General features: G+C 48.9%; 20 protein-coding genes, 1 tRNA gene and 1 other RNA gene. 11 read left to right on the top strand and 11 right to left on the bottom strand.

What is annotated here, in order from left to right:
- Window positions 1-76, bottom strand: a tRNA-Val gene (locus tag IE163_RS04740).
- A 224-nt stretch (window positions 77-300) separates the two neighbouring features.
- Between IE163_RS04740 and gltX the strand changes: the two genes are divergently transcribed.
- The 3 genes from gltX to IE163_RS04725 all read left to right on the top strand — a co-directional run bounded on the left by gltX (window position 301) and on the right by IE163_RS04725 (window position 4,699).
- Entirely contained in the window at window positions 301-1,713 is a 1,413-nt protein-coding gene (gene gltX / locus IE163_RS04735) for a glutamate--tRNA ligase (protein WP_189430755.1), read from the top strand.
- A gap of 79 nt (window positions 1,714-1,792) precedes the next feature.
- The gene (locus tag IE163_RS04730; RefSeq protein WP_189430754.1) at window positions 1,793-2,581 is read left to right on the top strand and encodes a DUF481 domain-containing protein; all 789 of its coding nucleotides are present in this window, start codon (window positions 1,793-1,795) and stop codon (window positions 2,579-2,581) included.
- Window positions 2,582-2,692: 111 nt separating this feature from the next.
- Window positions 2,693-4,699 carry a PhoX family protein gene (locus tag IE163_RS04725; RefSeq protein ID WP_189430751.1) on the top strand — a complete coding sequence of 669 codons (2,007 nt, stop codon included), beginning with the start codon at window positions 2,693-2,695 and terminating at the stop codon, window positions 4,697-4,699.
- 161 nt (window positions 4,700-4,860) lie between these two features.
- Here IE163_RS04725 and serA read toward each other — a convergent pair whose 3' ends face one another.
- The 4 genes from serA to ssrS form a co-directional block, all read right to left on the bottom strand.
- A complete protein-coding gene (gene serA / locus IE163_RS04720) occupies window positions 4,861-6,087 on the bottom strand; it encodes a phosphoglycerate dehydrogenase (RefSeq protein WP_189430749.1) in 1,227 nt (408 codons plus the stop codon).
- A gap of 100 nt (window positions 6,088-6,187) precedes the next feature.
- A complete protein-coding gene (gene rpiA, locus IE163_RS04715) occupies window positions 6,188-6,844 on the bottom strand; it encodes a ribose-5-phosphate isomerase RpiA (protein WP_189430747.1) in 657 nt (218 codons plus the stop codon).
- An 86-nt stretch (window positions 6,845-6,930) separates the two neighbouring features.
- Window positions 6,931-7,554, bottom strand: coding sequence for a 5-formyltetrahydrofolate cyclo-ligase (locus tag IE163_RS04710; RefSeq protein WP_229833435.1), 624 nt, complete (start codon window positions 7,552-7,554; stop codon window positions 6,931-6,933).
- Window positions 7,555-7,570: 16 nt separating this feature from the next.
- Window positions 7,571-7,754, bottom strand: a non-coding RNA gene (ssrS, locus tag IE163_RS04705) — 6S RNA.
- A gap of 66 nt (window positions 7,755-7,820) precedes the next feature.
- On the opposite strand from ssrS, the gene IE163_RS04700 reads away from it, so the two are divergent.
- The 7 genes from IE163_RS04700 to gcvP all read left to right on the top strand — a co-directional run bounded on the left by IE163_RS04700 (window position 7,821) and on the right by gcvP (window position 17,198).
- The gene (locus IE163_RS04700; RefSeq protein ID WP_229833434.1) at window positions 7,821-8,507 is read left to right on the top strand and encodes a UPF0149 family protein; all 687 of its coding nucleotides are present in this window, start codon (window positions 7,821-7,823) and stop codon (window positions 8,505-8,507) included.
- An 88-nt stretch (window positions 8,508-8,595) separates the two neighbouring features.
- The gene (pepP, locus tag IE163_RS04695; RefSeq protein WP_189430745.1) at window positions 8,596-9,909 is read left to right on the top strand and encodes a Xaa-Pro aminopeptidase; all 1,314 of its coding nucleotides are present in this window, start codon (window positions 8,596-8,598) and stop codon (window positions 9,907-9,909) included.
- A 64-nt stretch (window positions 9,910-9,973) separates the two neighbouring features.
- On the top strand, window positions 9,974-11,200 hold the full coding sequence (gene ubiH, locus IE163_RS04690; protein WP_189430743.1) for a 2-octaprenyl-6-methoxyphenyl hydroxylase: 1,227 nt from the start codon (window positions 9,974-9,976) through the stop codon (window positions 11,198-11,200).
- A complete protein-coding gene (locus tag IE163_RS04685) occupies window positions 11,187-12,386 on the top strand; it encodes an FAD-dependent monooxygenase (RefSeq protein ID WP_189430740.1) in 1,200 nt (399 codons plus the stop codon). The genes ubiH and IE163_RS04685 overlap by 14 nt, the downstream gene beginning before the upstream one ends.
- Before the next feature lie 217 nt (window positions 12,387-12,603).
- Entirely contained in the window at window positions 12,604-13,683 is a 1,080-nt protein-coding gene (gene gcvT, locus IE163_RS04680) for a glycine cleavage system aminomethyltransferase GcvT (RefSeq protein ID WP_189430738.1), read from the top strand.
- A gap of 61 nt (window positions 13,684-13,744) precedes the next feature.
- The gene (gcvH, locus tag IE163_RS04675) at window positions 13,745-14,134 is read left to right on the top strand and encodes a glycine cleavage system protein GcvH (protein ID WP_189430736.1); all 390 of its coding nucleotides are present in this window, start codon (window positions 13,745-13,747) and stop codon (window positions 14,132-14,134) included.
- 172 nt (window positions 14,135-14,306) lie between these two features.
- Window positions 14,307-17,198 carry an aminomethyl-transferring glycine dehydrogenase gene (gcvP, locus tag IE163_RS04670; protein ID WP_189430734.1) on the top strand — a complete coding sequence of 964 codons (2,892 nt, stop codon included), beginning with the start codon at window positions 14,307-14,309 and terminating at the stop codon, window positions 17,196-17,198.
- 92 nt (window positions 17,199-17,290) lie between these two features.
- Here the strand turns inward: gcvP and IE163_RS04665 are convergent, their stop codons facing one another.
- From IE163_RS04665 to IE163_RS04655, 3 genes are all read right to left on the bottom strand, one after another.
- Window positions 17,291-17,449, bottom strand: a complete 159-nt coding sequence (locus IE163_RS04665) for a BrnA antitoxin family protein (RefSeq protein WP_189430732.1) — start codon at window positions 17,447-17,449, stop codon at window positions 17,291-17,293.
- Between the two features lie 87 nt (window positions 17,450-17,536).
- Window positions 17,537-17,815 (bottom strand): type II toxin-antitoxin system RelE/ParE family toxin, encoded by a 279-nt coding sequence (locus IE163_RS04660; RefSeq protein ID WP_189430730.1) that lies wholly within the window; start codon window positions 17,813-17,815, stop codon window positions 17,537-17,539.
- Window positions 17,812-18,096, bottom strand: a complete 285-nt coding sequence (locus IE163_RS04655; RefSeq protein ID WP_189430728.1) for a type II toxin-antitoxin system RelB/DinJ family antitoxin — start codon at window positions 18,094-18,096, stop codon at window positions 17,812-17,814. Before IE163_RS04655 ends, IE163_RS04660 begins: the two co-directional genes overlap by 4 nt.
- Before the next feature lie 210 nt (window positions 18,097-18,306).
- On the opposite strand from IE163_RS04655, the gene IE163_RS17970 reads away from it, so the two are divergent.
- Window positions 18,307-18,474 (top strand): DUF4172 domain-containing protein, encoded by a 168-nt coding sequence (locus IE163_RS17970; protein WP_189430726.1) that lies wholly within the window; start codon window positions 18,307-18,309, stop codon window positions 18,472-18,474.
- A gap of 12 nt (window positions 18,475-18,486) precedes the next feature.
- Here the strand turns inward: IE163_RS17970 and tnpC are convergent, their stop codons facing one another.
- From tnpC to tnpA, 3 genes are all read right to left on the bottom strand, one after another.
- Entirely contained in the window at window positions 18,487-20,004 is a 1,518-nt protein-coding gene (gene tnpC / locus IE163_RS04645; RefSeq protein ID WP_189430724.1) for an IS66 family transposase, read from the bottom strand.
- A 92-nt stretch (window positions 20,005-20,096) separates the two neighbouring features.
- Complete coding sequence (gene tnpB, locus IE163_RS04640; RefSeq protein ID WP_189430722.1) at window positions 20,097-20,453, bottom strand: IS66 family insertion sequence element accessory protein TnpB; 357 nt, start codon at window positions 20,451-20,453, stop codon at window positions 20,097-20,099.
- Window positions 20,454-20,455: 2 nt separating this feature from the next.
- Window positions 20,456-20,746, bottom strand: coding sequence for an IS66 family insertion sequence element accessory protein TnpA (tnpA, locus tag IE163_RS04635; RefSeq protein WP_229833433.1), 291 nt, complete (start codon window positions 20,744-20,746; stop codon window positions 20,456-20,458).
- Window positions 20,747-20,786 lie beyond the last annotated feature (40 nt).

Raw genomic sequence — 20,786 nt, 5'->3', positions numbered from 1 at the left:
TGGTGGATTGTACTGGGTTCGAACCAGTGACCCCCGCCTTGTAAGGGCGGTGCTCTCCCAGCTGAGCTAACAATCCACGCTGTGATGGCGCTCATTATAGGGAGCGAGAAAACAGTGTCAACTTTATTTTCTAAAATTGGGTTTGCTTGCCGTAAAATTAATCAGTAAAGGCCGCTTCAGCTAAATTAGCAACAAAAATGTGAAAATATTCGCAGTCTAATTGGCATGCTTGGGTGCATCCGCAGGCGCGCATTGCTACAATAGCGGCCTTAGTCTTGTTCTGTCAGAAATGGAAAAATTATGTCTTTAGTGACCCGTTTTGCGCCAAGCCCAACTGGCTATTTACATGTAGGTGGTGCCCGTACAGCTTTATTTAGCTGGTTATATGCCCGTAAAAATGGCGGTAAATTTATTCTGCGGATTGAAGACACCGATTTAGAACGCTCTACTCAAGCCTCGGTAGATGCCATTTTAGAAGGCATGCAATGGTTAGGGTTGGATCACGACGAAGGTCCTTATTATCAGACCAAGCGTTTCGATTTATACAAAGAAGTGGTCGCGCAATTACTGGCTGAGGGCAAAGCCTATAAATGCTTTTGCACGGTAGAAGAAGTTGATGCCATGCGCGAAGCACAAATGGCAGCGGGGGAAAAGCCAAAATATAATGGCATGTGGCGTGACCGTACCGATCATCCAGCCGATAAGCCCTACGTGATCCGCTTTAAAAACCCGCTGGATGGCGTAGTAGTTATTGACGACTTAATTAAAGGCCGGATAGAGATCGCTAACGCTGAGCTAGACGATCTGATTATCGCCCGCAGCGACGGCACTCCAACTTATAATCTTACTGTTGTGGTCGATGACTGGAAGATGGGCATTACCCACGTTATTCGCGGTGATGATCATGTTAACAACACACCACGGCAAATGAATATTTTAGCTGCATTAGGTGCTGATATTCCCAAGTATGCTCATGTACCAATGATTTTAGGTGATGATGGCAAACGCCTATCTAAGCGTCATGGTGCCGTTGGTGTTATGCAATACCGTGACAACGGTTTCTTACCGGAGGCCCTGCTAAACTATTTAGTGCGCTTGGGATGGTCAAATGGCGATCAGGAAATTTTCAGCTTAGATGAAATGGTGCAGTTATTCGACCTGTCTGCTTGTAACCGTGCCCCATCGGCCTTTAACACCGACAAGTTAATTTGGTTAAATCAGCACTATATGAAAACCTTGCCGGTAGAGCAGGTTGCCAAGCAACTGGCCTGGCACCTGGCCGAGCAACAGCTGAATACTGAGCAAGGACCCGCCATTACTGATGTGATTACAGTGCAAGCTGAGCGGGTAAAAACCTTAAAAGAACTGGTAGAGGTAAGCCGTTATTTCTACGAAGACTTTGCTGAGTTTGAAGAAAATGCCGCTAAAAAGCATTTAAGAGGCGTTGCTGCGGAACCTTTAGCTTTAGTAAAAGCCAAACTGGCTGAACTGGAAAGCTGGACCACTGAAGCCATTCATCAGCAAATTAACGCTGCGGCAGAGGCACTGGGTTTAGGTATGGGCAAAGTGGGGATGCCGTTACGGGTTGCCGTGACCGGAGGCGGCAATTCACCTGCACTGGATGTGACCTTACAGCTAATAGGTAAAGAACGTGCTTTAGCCCGAATTGAGCTGGCGCTGGAGTACATTCGACAACGCGCGGAAAACGCTTAAGCAGGTTTTAGAAAGCGCCTGGTTAGCCAGGCGTTTTTATTAATATTAAAAATTAACTGATGATAGATTGCTGCCAAACATGCCTGTTTTACTACTTTTATTAGGGCTATTTTCCTTTGCTGCTTTGGCAAATGAAGAGCCCGAAGCGGATGAAATAACCTTACCAGGTTTAATCGATTTAGGTATTCTTGGTACTATTACCGGCGATATTGAGCTCGGTTTTTTATTTATGGATGGTAATACCGAAGCTCGGGGTTGGCGCGTTGCAACTGAAATGGTACATGATACGGTTTACTTCAGAAATCGCTACAACATTCAGGGACGGGTGCAAAACAATCAATACACTGATACTACTAGTGGTGATATCACTAAACAAACAACAGTAAAACGTTATGCTTTGTCTGGGCAAAGTAATTATAAATTCTTAACAGGTACCCAATCTTTCTTTGGTCGCGGTGCTTATGCCTACGATATGTTCGGTGCTTTTCGGCAGCAAGGTTCACTTGCCACCGGTTACGCTAATCGTATTTATGAACAACAAACTAACTACCTGGATCTAGAAACTGGGCCGGGTTTTGCTTATCGCGAGAGTGCTGCGGGCAATACAACCAAAGGCTTAATTTGGTTTTTAGCGGCTAATTTGGAGCAAGAGATTTATAAGGGTAGTCGTTTTCGTCAGACTTTCGAAGGCAATGTATCCTTAGATGGTGAGAACTCCATGTTTACCAGCCGCTCCACCTTAACTTCACAAATTAATGGTCGCTTAGGAATGCGCCTCAGTTTTAGCGCTCACTACAACTCACGACCCGAAGGAAGTTTAGAAACCTTAGATACTGAAACCTCAGCCTCTTTGGTTTACTCATTCTGACATAAAGCAAAAAGCGTATTAAAAACAACATTAAATCGTCATAAAGCTTTCATCTTCTGCTGTTTCAATCTTTGCGAAATTATTATTAGATCAATCGCAGGAGTCTACAGTATGACCAATCAAAATTCGCCGGCTATCATCGATAATTCCGGTATCGATCCTATCTCTAACTGTTCCGCCAACGCCTCTTTTCAGGATGTACTGGAAAAGCGTATGGCAAGACGCAGCTTTTTAAAAGGCAGTTTAGCCGCTGCGGTGTCGGGCATTCTCGGTGTAGGCTTAACCGGTTGTAACAGTAGTGATACTGCCGAACCTTCGCCACCGGTAAGTGTGCCACCAGCGCCAGTGTTATTAGGTTTTGCTGCCATTGCCGCTAATCGTGCCGATGCTATTACCGTACCTGCTGGCTATACGGCTAAGCCGTTCTTAGCCTGGGGTACGCCTATCGCTGGTACTTACCCAGATTTTTTGGAAGATGCCAGCAACACTGCAGTGGAACAAGCCATGCAAATGGGCATGAACCATGATGGTATGCACTTTTTCCCAATAAATGTTCGTAGTGGTGGTGAAAGCTCCACCGAAGGCTTATTGGTAATGAATCATGAGTATGTTGAACCCAATGTATTGCATCCACAAGGCCCGGTTTTACCCCGACCTGCCGAGCAAACCGCAAAAGAAATTGCTGCCCATGGTGTTAGCGTAGTGCATATTGAAAAAACCGCCCAGGGCGAATGGCAAGTGGTTGCTAACAGCCCTTTTAATCGGCGGATCACCGGCGAAACCCCGATGGAGCTCGCTGGACCAGTGCGAGGCCATGCCAAGGTGGTGACAAAATACAGCCCGGATGGCAGCCGCACCCGCGGAACCTTGAATAACTGTGCTCATGGTTATACTCCTTGGGGAACTTACCTCACCGCCGAGGAAAACTGGGCCGGCTACTTTATGAATAGCGATGAAACACAGGTTCGCGAGCACCGCCGCTATGGCGTAGGGCGCAGCAATGGGCGTTACTTTTGGGAAACCGCAACGCCTACGGCTGACCGTTTTAGTCGCTTTAATGCCTCAACTATTGCGGCTTCTGCTAGCGAAGATTATCGCAACGAGCCTAATACCTTTGGTTGGATTGTCGAAATCGACCCCTTTAATCCCGATAGCGTGCCGCAAAAGCGCACCGCGCTGGGCCGCTTTGCGCATGAGGGCATTGTGTTTGCCAATGTTACCGAAGGCGAGCCACTGGTAGCCTATTCTGGCGACGATGCCCGTGATGAATATATCTATAAATATGTTTCCAAAGCACCGTATTTTAAAAATACGGCGGGTGGGCACTTGTTAAATGAAGGTACCCTCTATGTCGCGCGTTTTAACGCCGATGGCTCTGGTGACTGGTTAGCGTTGGATATCAACAATCCGGAGTTTGTGGCAAAAGCGGCGGTGGCTGGTGTGGTATTTAGCGATCAAGCGGATGTGTTATTGAATACCCGTTTAGCGGCAGATGTGGCGGGTGCCACCAAGATGGATAGACCTGAGTGGGGGGCGGTACACCCAGAAACCTCAGAGGTTTATTTTACACTGACCAACAATACCGCACGTACCGAAGCGAATGTCGATCCGGCAAACCCAAGAGCGAATAACACAACCGGTCATATTATTCGCTGGAAAGAACGCAACAGCATTGCCGCCGTGCAGTTTGATTGGGACATTTTCTTGCTGGCGGGCGATGTAGGGACCGCAACGCCAGGCACCGACTTAGTGTTAACGGCCGATAATCACTTAGCTAGCCCAGACGGTTTATGGTTTGATAACAATGGCTTGTTATGGATCCAAACCGACATGAGCGGCTCGCAGCAAAGCAGTGGCCCCTACGGCAATAACCAGATGTTGGTCGCCGATCCACAAAGCCGGCAAATTAAACGCTTTTTAGTTGGCCCAACAGATTGTGAAGTCACCGGGGTTATTATGACGCCCGATCATCGCACTATGTTTGTGAATATTCAGCATCCGGGGGATCGCTCTACCGCGACGAACTTTACCAGCAATTGGCCTGCGGGCGGCACAAGTCGGCCACGCTCAGCCACGGTAATTATTACCAAAGATGACGGCGGTATTATCGGTAGCTAAATAGGCAGCAAAATATTGCTTTACGAAGCAGTATTACAGTGACAGCCGGTGATACAAGGATGCAACACACCGCTGTCGCGATAAAAAAGTTGGGCAAAAACAGCATAAAAATAGGGGCTATAAAGCCCCTGTTTTTCGTTTAGCTATGCTACAACAGCAAATTAATGCAGTACCCGTGCTCTTAAGGTACCCGGAATCGCTTTTAGCTCATTTAAGGCCAGTTCACGATCGGCAGAATCAATATCAATAACCACATAACCAATTTCCTGATTAGTTTGCAGATATTGGCCAGCGATATTCACATTGTGCTTAGCAAAGGCTTCGTTGATCTTAGTCAGCATACCTGGCTGGTTTTTGTGGATATGCAGCAAACGCGCGCGATCTTTATGCTCAGGTAGGGATACCTCTGGGAAATTCACGGCTGACAGCGTTGAACCATTATCACTGTATTTCACCAATTTACCCGCCACTTCAAAGCCGATGTTTTCCTGTGCTTCCTGGGTTGAACCACCGATATGCGGGGTTAGGATCACGTTATCAAACTGGCGCAGCGGCGACACAAATTCCTCATTATTGCCTTTAGGCTCTACCGGGAACACATCGATAGCGGCGCCGGCCAGTTGTTTACTGCTAAGCGCTGCGGTTAGGGCATCAATATCAACCACAGTACCGCGCGAGGCATTAATTAAGATAGCGCCATGCTTCATTAACGCAAATTCGGCTTCGCCAATCATATTTTGCGTCTGCGCGGTTTCTGGCACGTGTAAGCTAATCACATCCGAGCTTTTCAACACCGTGGCTAAATCGACCTGGGTAGCATTACCCAATACCAGTTTGCTCTCGATGTCGTAAAACTGCACGCGCATACCCAGTTGCTCAGCCATAATACTTAGCTGAGTACCGATATGGCCGTAACCGATAATACCCAGAGTTTTACCACGGGCTTCAAAAGATTGATCGGCCGTTTTTAACCACTCGCCACGGTGGGCGGCGGCGTTGCGCTGCGGAATACCACGCAACAGCATAATAATTTGCCCCAGCACCAGCTCGGCTACCGAACGGGTATTAGAGAAGGGCGCATTAAACACCGGTACAGCGCGCTTTAGCGCGGCGTTTAAATCAACCTGGTTAGTACCGATACAAAAACAACCAATAGCCACCAGCTTGCTGGCAGCTTCCAGTACATTTTCGGTAAGCTGGGTACGTGAGCGAATACCAATAAAATGCACATCTTTAATGCGCTCAATGAGTTCATCTTCCGGCAAGGAAGTTTTCAGATACTCGATATTGGTATAACCCTGATCTTTAAAGGTTTGTACCGCACTTTGGTGTAAGCCTTCCAGCAGCAGGATCTTAATTTTGTCTTTTGCCAGCGAAAATTTTTCCATGTCACTTCTCTTGTGCTTGTTTAAATAAAATGCTGCCTTGGCTTATATACCCGCGCACTTTGCAAAACGAAGGGTATAGCCGTGTTTATCACGGTTATTATTATTTTAGCGTTTGTGTACCTTCAGCCGTGCCAACCAAGACGATATCAGCGCAACGATGCGCAAAAATACCGTTAGTCACCACCCCGACAATACCATTAATCTGTTGTTCTGTGGCAAGAGGATCCGTAATCTGCAAATCGTGCACATCAATAATCAGGTTGCCGTTATCCGTGATCACATTCTCACGCACCACCGGGCGGCCACCCAGTTTGGCGAGCTCTCGGCTAACATAGGCTGCAGCCATCGGTATGACTTCAACCGGCAAGGGGAATTTGCCCAATACATCCACTTGTTTGCTGTTATCAACAATACAAATAAAGGTCTCGGCCACCGCCGCGACAATTTTTTCACGGGTAAGCGCAGCGCCACCGCCTTTAATCATATGACGTTGCGGGTTAATTTCGTCGGCCCCATCAATATAAACACTAAAGCGTTCAACAGTATTGAGATCCAGTACCGGAATACCCAGTGCTTTTAAACGGGCAGTAGATTGCTCAGAACTGGACACTGCGCCAGCAATTTGCGCTTTGATCTCACCCAGTGCATCGATAAAATGATTTACGGTAGAGCCCGTACCCACACCGACTATGGTGTTTGCCGGAATAAATGCCAGTGCTGCCCGGGCAGCGTTACGTTTCATTTCATCTTGCGTCATCAGGTTCACTTTATGCGTTTAGCCATACAGACGGATATTATATCTTGTGCATTTAAAAAAGACAGTATTGCTTTGCGTTAGCCGCGTCAGGCCCTGAATTGAAAATAATGGTCAGGGGTAACAATGGCATCCAGCGGTTGATCCCAGGGTTCAACCGGCACGGCTGCTACCTGCTGACAACTGTGTGCCAGGCCAACAATAGCAGTAGTATGATTTACTGGAAGTTGTGCCAGGGTGCGATCGTAAAAGCCGCCTCCCATTCCCAGGCGTTGCCCCTGACTATCAAAGGCCACCAGAGGCGTAAAAATAACCTCGAGTTCTGGCACAGGCTTAACCTCAGCACAATTTAAAACCGGCTCAGCAATACCAAAGCGGTTAGGTTGTAAAGGCGTTTGGGCCTGATAGTGTTGAAAGAGCAAATAGCCACTCGCGAAAGGATGTAGAACCGGTAAATAGAGGTTTTTTCCGGCAGCAAGCAACGCCTGTATTAGCGGCGCGGTATTAATTTCACCATCGTTGCTTAAATAAAGTGCGACGTGCTGTTGCGCCATTAAGGTAGGTTGCCCTAGTACGCGCTTTACTAAAGCGGTAGCAGCCTGCTGCTGCTCGTTGGCGGTTAGTGCCATACGGCGACGGCGGATCTCGGTTCTTAATTGCTGACGATTTTGCATAGCAACGGTATACAGGCAGTAAAAATAGGAAGAGAACATAACATAAAACGCTGCAGTGTTCTCCGGGGATGCCGTAAGGTGTTTAAGCCCTTGAACCATAGGTTCAAGGCGGAACGGCAATGGCCACCGTAGGCTTCCCGGTACAAGCCGGGCCTGCACAAAAGCGACACAGAAACATCCCTTAGTAAAACAATTATCGGCTCAGGGACATCAACACATCACAAACACCCCAGAGAACATCTTAAGTATATCACTCTAAAATCTGCTGTCTAAGTTAATCTGCAGGAAAGTAGTCTAACTGCTGCTTGTTTACGCGCCCTGTTGCTGACGGTTGGCGTAGCGCAGTGGTGGTGGTAGCATATGGCACCATCTTTTTAGCCAAAGACGAGGCGGCCATGCCCAATACCTTAACTTCCAGTTCGTTAATACAAAGCTATGATCGCTGGAGCGCGGAGCTCGACGGTGCCTTTGTAATGGCTTCGGCTGCAGAATTACACGGCCTAATTAGCGGCTTACTAAGCGGCGGCCTATCGGCGCAAAGCCCAGACTTTTTAGCCGTACTCTATGATTTTTTAAATGATGGCCAGGCCTTACCTCAGGCGCTAAAAACCGATGTACAGCAATTAATCAGTAACACAGCGCAAAGCTTACAAAGCGGTGACTACGATTTTGCCCTGCTATTGCCCAATGACGATGATGCCTTGATTGAACGCTTGGAAGCTATGGTGGAGTGGACACAAGCCTTTTTAGTGGGCTTTGCCGTACAGCAAACTGATCTGTCTTTACTGTCTGACGATATACGGGAAGCCGTAGAGCAGCTAACCGAAGTGACCAAGCTAGATATTGCCACCAACGATGACAGCAGCGCCGAAGAAAATGAAGAAGCCTATTTTATGGTGCTGGAACATATTCGGCTGATGGTATTCAGTTGTTTTAACGAGGTGGGCATTAAACCGATAGATAAAGGCCCACTAAGTAAAACACTGCACTAGTCCTGGTTGCCTAAAGCCTGTTGTTGCAAGCTTGCGACTACGGGGTTTTCGTTTCTTCTACACGCGACTTTAATTTAAGAGAATTAGCATGCAATCAGATTGTTATTTGCAGCGTCGCCAGCAATTATTAGCTCAGTTACCCGCAAACTCGGTGGTGTTAATCGCCGCCGCCAGCGAACAAAGCCGTAGCCGCGATACCGAGTACCCGTTTCGGCAAAATAGCGATTTTTGGTATTACACCGGCTTTAATGAACCCGATGCGTTGCTTATTTTAAGCAAAGATCAGCAAGCACACTGTGACGCCTTGCTGCTTTGCCGCGATAAAGATCCACTGGCCGAAATCTGGCAGGGCCGCAGGTTGGGGCCGGCAGCCGCCTTAACCACCTTAGGGCTTAAGGCCGCCAGTATTAGCGAGCAACACGAGCAGCTTACACAGGCCATTAACGGTAAAAATGCTGTTTATCTGACACTAGGCGAGCAGCCAGCACTAGAGCAGCAGCTTGCCAGCATTATGCAAAACCTGCGACAACGCGAAAAACGTGGCGATATCGCGCCGGTGTGCTTGCACGATTTACGCCCCTTTAGCAGTGAGCAACGGTTAATTAAAGATGAGGCAGAGCTGGCGACTATGCGCCGCGCCGCGCAAATTAGCAGCCAGGCGCATCATCGCGCTATGCAGTTTTGCCGCGCCGGTGCCTTTGAATATCAATTAGAAGCGGAAATTCTGCACGAATTTGCTATGCAGGGCGCGCGCTTTCCTGCCTATAACAGCATTGTTGGCAGCGGTGAAAACGGCTGTATTTTGCATTACACCGAAAATAGCTGCCCGTTAAAAAGCGGTGATCTGGTGCTGATTGATGCCGGTTGTGAACTCGCCGGCTATGCCGCCGATATTAGCCGTACTTTTCCGGTAAATGGGCGTTTTAGCGCTGAGCAAGCGGCGATATATCAGCTGGTATTAGCTGCACAACTGGCTTGTATTGCTGCAGTGAAACCTGGCGCCACCTTTACCGAGCTTAATCATATTGCCGAACAGATCCTAACCGAAGGCTTACTAAAATTAGGAATTTTGCAGGGAGATTTGACCGAGCTCATAACAAGCAAAGCCTGCAAGCAGTATTTTATGCATGGTATAGGCCATTGGCTGGGCTTAGACGTACATGATGTGGGCGCGTATAAAGTGGCAGGTGCAGACAGGCCCTTTGCCGCCGGTATGGTGTTAACCATAGAGCCCGGTCTTTATATCGCGTCTGGCGCCGATACCGCAGAAAAGTGGTGGGGCCTGGCGGTGCGGATTGAAGATAATATTCTGGTTACCAGCGAAGGCGCCGAGAATATGACTGCCGCCTGTGTTAAAAGCCTGACGGATATTGAACAGCTAATGCGCCAAAATAGCGCTTAACTTGCTAGCTAACCTGGTAGCTTAACGTGACAGTAAAGCCAAAGCTAAGAAGACCAAAAAACGCATGACTGAGATCCTTAACCTTTCGGGTACGACACCGGGCGAGCGGCCACATTATGACGTAGTGATTGCCGGCGGCGGCATGGCCGGCTCTATGCTGGCGCTTGCGTTAACCCAGCGTTGCCCCGAGTTGAAACTGGCCATCGTAGAGCAGCAAGCCGATAGCGCCCCTAAAGCCAGTTTTGATAGCCGCAGCATTGCACTGTCGGCCGGCAGCGTGCAGCTGTTGCAGCAATTTGGTATTTGGGAAAGGCTAGCTCCTTTTGGCTGCCCGATCATGGATATTGCGGTATCCGATCGTGGTCATTTTGGCAAAACCTGGTTAAGTGCCGCTGAATATCGGGTGCCTGCTTTAGGCCAGGTAATAGAAGTAGAGCATATCGGCGCCGTGTTAGCCGCACAGCTAGCGGCTTCTTCACAATTAACCCGTTTGCAGCCAAAGCACATCAGCGCCATTACCCCCAGTGATAAAGCGCAGCAAATTAGGCTTAATGATGGCAGCGAGTTACAGGCCAGCCTACTGGTGATTGCCGAAGGGGGCCAATCGGCTACCCGCCAATTAGTGGCCGTGCCGCAGCACGAAACCCCTTATGAACAAACCGCCATTATCGCCAATTTAGCCTTGGCGCAGCGCCATCAAAACAAGGCCTTCGAGCGCTTTACCGAACATGGCCCCATTGCCTTATTGCCGCTCACCGCTAATCGCTACTCTTTAGTTTGGACAGTGCCTCCAGCAGAGGCTGATGCGCTGTTAGCCCTGTCAGAGCCAGAATTCCTGGCCAGAGTACAACAGGCGTTTGGCTATCGCGCCGGGGTATTTAGCGGTTGTGGCAAACGCGTGGCGTACCCTTTGGTTTTGCGACAAAGCCCGCAGGTAGTTAGCCATCGGGCTGCTTTGCTGGGTAATAGCCTGCATAGCTTACATCCTATTGCTGGTCAGGGCTTTAATTTGGCGCTGCGCGATATTGATAGCCTAAGTATGTTATTGGCGCAAGGTGGCAGCGACGTAGGTAGTTATGCGCAATTGCGGCAATACGAGCAGGCCCGGCAGGCCGATATGCAACGGGTAATTTGGTTAACCGATGCCTTAGTTCGCACCTTTTCTAATCGTTCACGGCTGGTGGCGCTGGCGCGCAACCTGGGGCTTTTTGCTATGCTGATGTGCGATGATTTAAAAACACCACTGGCTCGCCAGACCATGGGTTTTGGAGCGCAGTATGCAAAATCTTGATGTAACTATTGTCGGCGCCGGTAGCGCCGGTTTAACGCTGGCCTTATTGCTAGCCGAGCTTGGCTTAACGATTGCCGTGATTGAAAGGGGCGCTGCGCCAGAATTGGCCACGCCAGTCTATCAGCGCGTGAGTGCCCTTAACCCCGCGTCGATGCGGGTGCTAAGTAAGCTCAGTGTGTGGCAGGGTATTGCCGCGCAAGCCGCACCCTATAGCCAGATGCAGGTATGGGAAGCGGACAGTTTTGGTCGTATTGCTTTTAGTGCCGAGCCACCACAGTTACCAGAACTGGGCTGGATCTGCGATAACGAAGCCATTCGCCAGCAGCTGTACGTAAAAGTACAGCAACAGGCGGCTATTCAATGCTATTTTAATGTCGAGATAAGCCAATTAGCGCAAACCGAGCGCGATGTGCTGGTGCAGCTCAATAACGGCCAAATCCTGCTCAGTCAATTATTGGTTGGTGCCGATGGCGTTAATTCTTTTGTGCGGCAACAGCAGCAATTACCGCTGACGCATTGGGACTATAATCAGCAGGCCATAGTCGCCGTTATTGCTTGCGAAGAAGCACACCAGGCTAGCGCCCGTCAGGCCTTTTTAGCCAGCGGCCCCTTAGCCTTATTGCCCTTACCGGATGCGAATTTGTGCTCTATTGTTTGGAGTGCTGACACCGATCGCGCTGAAGCATTAATGGCGCTGGACGATAACGCCTTTAATCAGGCACTGACGGCGGCCAGCCAAAGTGTACTGGGTTGTCTAACCTTACAAAGCGCCCGACAAGCTTTCCCGCTAAAAATGCGTTATGCCAGCGAATGGGTACGTGGCCGGGTGGTCTTAGTGGCCGACGCAGCCCATAGTATTCATCCATTAGCCGGGCAGGGTATGAACCTGGGGCTAATGGACGTTGCAGCATTGGCGCAAATACTGGGTAGCCAGTTAACGGCCGGTAAGCCACTGTACGAAGCCCGCGCCTTGCTGGCCTATCAGCGCTGGCGCAAAGCCGAAGCACAAAGCATGATCGCCACCATGGAAGCCTTTAAACGTGGTTTTAGTAATGATCTGGCCCCCTTAAAACTGTTACGGGGTGTCGGTTTAGTGCTGGCCGACAAATTACCGGGTGTAAAACAAAAACTGATGGCAGCTGCTCTGGGTAATAGCGGTGACTTGCCGGAGATTGCTAAGTATTAATATTGTCATAATTCACCTTAGATTTTTTGGTAATCGCTGCTGTCGCATTACAAAAAGTAATCCAAATTGGGCTGTTTACAGGGCGGTGCTTGCGGTATAATCGAGCGGTATTTTTTAGTTGAGGTAGCAGGGCTTGCACTTAACTAGCTGAAAATTAACAGCTTTTAATTGTAATCATTTTTCTGCTGCCTACCCTCATAATAAGTAGGAAAAAATAATGGCTCAAAAAACCGTGTTACATGCCAGCCACCTGGCTGCAGGTGCCAAGATGGTCGATTTCTTCGGCTGGGAAATGCCAATTAACTATGGCTCACAGATTGAAGAGCACCATGCTGTGCGTCAAGACGCTGGTATGTTTGATGTGTCGCATATGACCATCGTTGACTTAACCGGTGCCAATACCCGTAATTTCCTGCGTTTTTTAGTGGCCAACGACGTTGCTAAACTGACGGTGCCCGGCAAAGCCCTGTACACCGGCATGCTGAATGAGCAAGGCGGTGTCATTGACGACCTTATCGTTTATTTCCTGCAAGAAGATTTCTTCCGTTTAGTGGTTAACTCTGCTACCCGCGAAAAAGATCTGGCGCATATCAGTGCGCAAGCCAAAGCCTTCGATGTTACTGTAACCGAGCGCCCGGAGTTCGCGATGATTGCGGTACAAGGCCCAAATGCCAAAGCCAAAGTTGCCACCTTATTAACTGCTGAGCAGCAAGCTGCTGTAGCCGGTATGAAGCCCTTTTTTGGTGTTCAAGCTGGCGATTTATTTATTGCCACTACCGGTTACACCGGCGAAGATGGTTACGAAATTGCTTTACCTAATGAGCAAGCTGCAGCCTTGTGGGCGCAACTGGTTGGCGCTGGCGTAAAACCCTGTGGTTTGGGCGCGCGCGATACCCTGCGTTTAGAAGCGGGTATGAACTTATATGGTCAGGATATGGACGAAACCGTATCACCATTAGCGGCCAATATGGGCTGGACCATTGCCTGGGAGCCAAGCGAGCGTAACTTTATTGGCCGTGCGGCGCTGGAACAAGCCAAAGCCACCGGTACCGAGAAATTGGTGGGTTTAGTGATGGAACAAAAAGGCGTATTACGCCACGGTCAGCGCGTAGTCACGCCAGCCGGTGAGGGTGTGATTACCTCGGGGACTTTTTCACCTACTTTAGGTTTTAGTATTGCGATGGCCCGCGTGCCTGCTGCTACCACCGACACAGCAGAAGTAGATATCCGTGGTAAAATGGTCGCAGTAAAGGTAGTTAAACCTGCGTTTGTGCGCGCCGGCAAAAAATTAGTTTAATAGTAGTAATACCAAGTAACACAACAATATAACTGTTAATAGAGCAGCTAAGGAAAACAACATGAGCAACATCCCTGCAAATTTAAAATACGCTTCCAGTCATGAGTGGCTGCGTGCAGACGGTGACGGTGTTTACACTGTTGGTATTACTGAACACGCCCAGGAATTATTAGGTGACATGGTATTCGTAGAATTACCAGAAGTTGGCGACACAGTTAGCCAAGGCGACGATTGCGCTGTGGCCGAGTCGGTAAAAGCCGCCTCAGATATCTATGCACCGGTATCAGGTGAAGTGGTAGCCGTAAACGACGCACTAAGCGATTCTCCAGAGCTGGTTAACAGCAGCCCGTACGAAGATGGCTGGATGTTTAAAATTAAAATTGCTGATGAAGCTGAACTGAGCGCACTGTTAGATGCCGCCGGTTATCAAGGCGTTATCGACGAAGCATAAAAAACGGCAGATCCTGCCAGCGTAAAGCCCCGTACAAAACGGGGCTTTACGTTAGTAAGACCAAATGCTGTTTAAACTATCTTGCTTACAACCACCAAAATTGGCTGGCCAGTATAAGCAAACCGGGTACCCGTACCGTGTAATAACCTGTATCAACACCAGGACAACTAGCATGACCCATACCGCAGTGAAAACTCTGACGCAACTTGCGAAACACGACGAATTTATTCAGCGCCATATTGGCCCTGATGAGGCCGAAACCGCCGCTATGTTACAAGAGCTGGGCGTAGATAGCCTGGAGCAATTGATTGCGCAAACCGTGCCGGCCAGTATTCGTTTACCTAAGCCATTAGCCATTGGCGACAGCAAAACAGAAGACGATGCATTAAGTTACTTAAAAGCCGTTGCGTCAAAAAATAAAATGTATAAATCATACATTGGTATGGGTTATCACCCAACGCTAACACCCAATGTGATCCTGCGTAACGTATTAGAAAACCCAGGTTGGTACACAGCGTACACGCCTTATCAGCCAGAGATTGCGCAGGGCCGTTTAGAGTCATTATTAAACTTTCAGCAATTGTCGTTAGATATTACCGGTATGGAGCTGGCCAGCGCCTCGTTATTAGACGAAGCCACTGCCGCAGCCGAAGCCATGGCGCTGGCCAAGCGCGTCGCCAAGAGTAAATCTAACCTGTACTTTATTGCTGATGATGTACACCCACAAACCATCGACGTGGTAAAAACCCGCGCTGAAATGTTTGGTTTTGACATTGTTGTGGGCAAAGCCAGCGACGCCAGCGAGCACGATGTATTTGGTGCCTTATTACAATACCCAACTACCAACGGTGATATCCGTAACGACAGCGCCCTAATTGCGGCCTTACAAGCGAAAAAAGCCGTTGTTGCCGTGGCGACCGATCCTATGGCGTTAATGCTGTTAAAAGCACCGGGCGAGTTAGGTGCCGATGTGGTATTAGGCTCTATGCAGCGCTTTGGTGTACCTATGGCCTACGGTGGCCCACACGCTGCGTTCTTCGCTACCCGCGATGCATACAAACGCTCTATGCCAGGCCGCATTATTGGTGTATCAAAAGATCGCCGTGGCAATCAGGCACTGCGCATGGCGATGCAAACCCGCGAGCAGCATATCCGCCGCGAAAAAGCCAACTCGAACATCTGTACTGCTCAGGTTTTACTGGCCAATATCGCCTCCTTCTATGCCGTTTACCACGGCCCGCAAGGCTTAAAAGATATCGCCGAGCGTATTCACCGCAGCGCCGATATTTTTGCTGCTGGCTTACAAGCCAAAGGTGTCGCTCTGGTCAATAGCCACTGGTTCGATACCGTGACGTTCAAAGTGGCGGATCGCTCTGCAGTTGTTGCCCGTGCCTTAGCGGCCGGTGTTAACTTGCGCACTGATGTAGCAGACAGCCTGGCGGTAAGCTTTAACGAAGCCACCAAAGCCGCTGATATCGCCGAGCTATTCGATATCGTATTAGGTGCGGGTCATGCTTTAGACGTAAATGCCTTAGACGCTCAAATCGTGGCGAACGGCTCAACCTCTATCCCAGCTGATTTAGTCCGTACTTCTGCGGTATTAAGCCACCCGGTATTTAACCAGTATCACAGCGAAACTGAGATGCTGCGTTATATCAAAAAGCTGGAAAACAAAGATTTAGCCCTGAACCACTCGATGATTTCATTAGGTTCATGCACCATGAAACTGAACGCCACGGCCGAGATGATCCCAATCACCTGGCCAGAGTTTGGTTCATTACACCCGTTCGTACCACGCGATCAGGCCGAAGGTTACTACGAGATGATTACCCAACTGGGCGATTGGCTGGTGAATATCACCGGTTACGACAATATCTCTATGCAGCCAAACTCAGGTGCACAGGGCGAATACGCCGGTATGGTCGCCATTCGTAAGTACCACGAAAGCCGTGGCGAAGGCCATCGTAATATCTGTTTAATTCCGGTCTCTGCCCACGGTACAAACCCGGCTACCGCCGCCATGACCAGCTATGAAGTGGTATTGGTAGACTGCGACAAGTCAGGCAATATCGATATGGCCGACTTAAAAGCCAAAGCTGCCGAAGTAGGCGATCGTTTAGCCGCTATTATGGTCACTTACCCCTCTACCCACGGCGTATTTGAAGAAACCATCGCTGAGCTGTGCGAAGTAGTGCACTCTTATGGCGGCCAGGTGTATATGGACGGCGCCAATATGAACGCGCAGGTAGGTTTAACCTCACCTGGCTTTATCGGCTCTGATGTATCACACTTAAACCTGCATAAAACCTTCTGTATTCCACACGGCGGTGGCGGCCCAGGTATGGGTCCAATTGGCGTGAAGAGCCATTTAGCGCCGTTCTTACCTAACCATGCGGTAGTAAAAATTGACGGCACCGGTGACACTAATGGCGCAGTATCGGCAGCACCTTTTGGTAGCGCGGGTATTCTGCCAATTAGCTGGATGTACATTGCCATGATGGGTAGCGAAGGCTTAAAACAAGCCACCGAATTCGCCATTTTAAATGCCAACTATATGGCAAAAAAGCTAAACCCACACTTCCCGGTACTTTACGTTGGTACCCATGGCCGCGTAGCGCACGAATGTATTATCGATATTCGCCCGTTAAAAGAAGCCAGCGGTATTACCGAGATGGACATTGCCAAGCGCCTGATGGACTTTGGTTACCACTCACCAACCATGAGCTTCCCGGTAGCCGGCACGCTGATGATTGAGCCGACTGAATCTGAAAGCAAAGCCGAGCTGGACAAGTTTATCGAAGCGATGACGACTATCCGTGCTGAAATTGCCAAGGTAGAAGCCGGCGAGTGGACCGTAGATAACAACCCATTAGCCTATGCCCCGCATAGCATGGAAGATATTTTCGACCCAGCCTGGGACCGCGCCTACGAGCGCACCTACGCCGCCTTCCCGGTAAAATATGTGGCAGAAAACAAGTTCTGGCCAACCGTTACCCGTATTGACGATGTATATGGCGACCGGAATTTAATGTGCGCATGTCCTAGTCCGGAAGCGTATCGGTAAGTTTGCCGGGATCTGACCCCGAACAAAAAGTTCGGTGTCAGATCTCCTCAATTAAGCTAGTCTGAAAACCCGACCTTGTGTCGGGTTTTTATTTAATTGTCATCTTGCGGTGAATGCGTTTTTATCCAGTCTCGCAGGGCATCGTTCATCCGGGTTTGCCAGCCTTTGCAGGTTGCTATAAACGCCGCAACCACATCGGCATCATACCGAACCGTTAATAGCTGTTTCTTGTTTTCTGATTTGGCAGTCATGGGTGCTGTTAACACTGCTATGCTTTTCTACATAATTAAAAACGCAATGCTATATCAAGCATAAAACCAGGCACTGTTGGCCACAATTTAGTAAGTTGGGAATTTTTGTTTTTGATGAAGAACTCGCATTATACGAATGTTTGAACCATCAACCCAATATGAAACAATCATGGATATTTCTGGGATAATCAGCAATCTACCGCGAAATCCGTCACGTTGAACACCCATTAGTGGTTGTTCAAGCAAATTTTCGACTTTGCTTTCGATGAGTTCATCAGTTTTTTCAGCAGCAGTAGGATTAAAGTCGTAAAGAAATTCGAAAATTTTCTCACGATCATTGAGTGAGGCTTCTTCCCAGAAAATCATGCGTGGCCTTGATTTCGGATTTTAGCTTTACGTTCAGCCATTCGAGTTTTAGCTATGTTATGTTCAACGAATACCGCTTTTCCTGAGTCAAGCTTCTCAAATGCTTGATTTACTTGTTCAGTTAGCCACGCGTCATGAGATAAAGCCTTGCGTTGTTGCTCTGCCAATTGTTCAGTGAGTTCACGACAAGCATCGCTAAGCGTTCGGCCTTGGCTTTCAGCCATTTGTTGAGCTAAGCGTTTTATCTCTTCGTCTACACGAAATTGAATTCTGGTATCCATGGTTAGCCCCTTTTCTTTGTGTGTACAAATGTTAGCATTGGTATTGTGATAGGGCAACTAACAAAGCATTAAAGAGGGATGAGAATAACGCCTTTAATCTAATCAAAAAAATATAGTTTTCTGATTAGATTTTCAGCCTGATTAGATTGCCTCCCTTATTCTAATCAAATTAGGTGCTATTTTGATTAGAATAAGGGCGAGGGCAGCACGATGAGTTTAAAATATAACTGGCAGCATCCTAACTGGCCTAAATTTACCTATAAGTCTGATGGTTTACATAAAGTTATCGCAGATTACAGGCACCTTTCCTCGCATCTTCAAGGACAGGTTGCCCAGCTTAACCGTAAGCGTTGCAGCAACCACACCGTCCCGGTGTGATTGCCGTGTATATCAGAATGGCAACAGCTTTGTCAGTTTGTCTGGGGTATCAGCGGTGGGTAGTGCTTTAAATAATGTAGTCAGATAATCATACGGCTCCAGACCGTTGATTTTGGCGGTTTCTACCAGACTGTAGAGTGCCGCACTGGCTTTAGCCCCTGATGTGGTGTTAGCAAACAGCCAGGCTTTTCGGCCGATGACGAACGGTTTAACCGCGCGCTCGGCGCGATTGTTGTCGATGTTCAGCCTGCCATCTTCCAGATAACCTATCAGCTTCGGCCATTGATTCAGGCTGTAAGTGATGGCTTTGCTAAGTAAGCTTTCTGTTGGAATGGTGTCTTTGGATTTCTCCAGCCAGTCCCACAGTTGTTGCAGCAATGGTTTGGCGACTTCTTGCCTTTGTTGGTATTTAACCTCTGCAGCCTTGGTTTTTAGTTTGCTCTCCAGCGCATACAGCTTCTGGATATGGTTGATGGCCCAGTCGGCTTTACCGGTTTTGCTTTTACCCTGGGCTTTTTGTGCCTCGACGAACTTGCGTCTGGCATGCGCCCAGCAACCGACTAAGGTCGCTTGTGTTTGCTCATAACCGGCATAGCCATCTACCTGCAGATAACCGGTGTAACCATCAAGATAGGCTTTGGGATGTTTACCGCCACGCCCATCCTGGTAATCAAACAGTACCAGCTTAGCCCCCGTTGATGACTCAATGCCGCAGCCGTATACCCACATGTAACAGGTACTTTTTTCTACATCCAGCACGTTGACGGTCGTTTCATCGGCCCACAGCACCGGTTGCTGCAATAGCGTGTTTTTCATCAGGGCCAGCAGTGGTTCGAGTTTATCTGCACAGGTAATTAACCAGCGGCTCATGGTTTGGCGGCTCAATTCAATACCGGCTTGGGCAAACAGCTTTTCCTGACGGTACAGCGGCATACCGTAGTGCATTTTGCTGCTGATGATTTGAGCCAGCAGGCTGGGCGTCGCCATGCTTTTGGGAAGGATAGCCGGCGGTACATCGGCTATTTGTATAGCCACTTCTGTACCTTGACTTTCACATGCCCGGCAGCTGTATTTGGGCCGGATGTTTTTAATCACCCTAATTTGAGCCGGTAGGAACTCAATCTGCTCACTGACTTCCTCACCCATCCGATGCAGCGCATGGCCACAGCAGGCACAGGTTTTATCGGTAATGTCGTGGACAACGTCTACCCGTGGCAGCTCGGCCGCAATACGCGGACGTCGCGGTTTAACCGGTTTTTCCGCGTCGGTCTGAGTGGCTTCAGACTCGGTTTGCTCTTCGTCAGCAAGCTGCTCTGCTTCGTTCAGCACCTCGCCATCGCCTTGATAGCTTTCGCTGCTGGGGCTGTATTTTTTGTACTGGGCAAGGTTGTACTGCTCCAGCAACTGCTGCAGCTTATCAGAGAGCTTTTGGTTTACCCGCTCTAATTTGGCGATGCGTTTGTCACGCTCAAGCAACATTTTCTTGAGCGTTTCAATGTCATCCGGCAGTGTTGAAGGTGTCTTTTTCATGGCCGTTATTGTAACGACCAATACGGCTAAGTGCCTGTACTTATTTAGATTGTTTAAGCTGAGATCTCAAGGATTTATAGCTGATCGGCATATCAGCCCACACTTTGGTATTGCAGCGGCTGATGCGGAGTCAGTTTTTGGATATCAATACCCTGCAACAACCAGTGCCACTGCTGTTCGCTGATAGAGAGCACCTTACCGGGCATAAGACGCGGCCAGCGGAATTTGTCTCTTTCCAGCCGTTTGTACCACAGGCAAAAACCTGTGTTGTCCCAGTACAGCACTTTTCGACGGGTACGCTGCCGGTTACAGAATACAAACAGGGCACCGCTGAACGGCGATTGCTGCATATCCTGCTCAACTAACAGTGACAAGCCATTGATGGATTTTCTAAAATCCACCGGCTGTTTATGCAGGTAAATTTTTGGCGGGTCGATAAACATCTTCATGATTAAAGCGTCCGGAGCAAGGCCGCTAACCACAAGGCATCTGTGCCGGGTGGTAAGTGCAGCTCAACATCGCGCTTTTTCAACATAATGCTTTGATTGAGTATCACGCCTTGGGTGGTCAGCTCGACAAAGCCGGTATCGTCTTCCTGTTGCCAGGCGAGAAGTTGCCGCTTACGATAGCTGAAATAGGCTGGGTCGATGCCTTGCTGTTTTGCAAATTCGGTTTGAGTTAGCCCACTGGCTTTATGCTGGTCAAACAGCGCCAGCCACTGCTCGGTTGTTCTGCGGATCATGTTAATCCTCTGCCTGGTTGTAGATTCAGACAGGGTAAGA

This window comes from Alishewanella longhuensis, assembly GCF_014653435.1.
In the GTDB taxonomy this organism is placed as follows: Bacteria; Pseudomonadota; Gammaproteobacteria; order Enterobacterales; family Alteromonadaceae; genus Alishewanella; species Alishewanella longhuensis.
The sequence above is the reverse complement of the archived record's forward strand: the minus strand, read 5'-3'. Positions and strand labels throughout refer to the sequence as shown.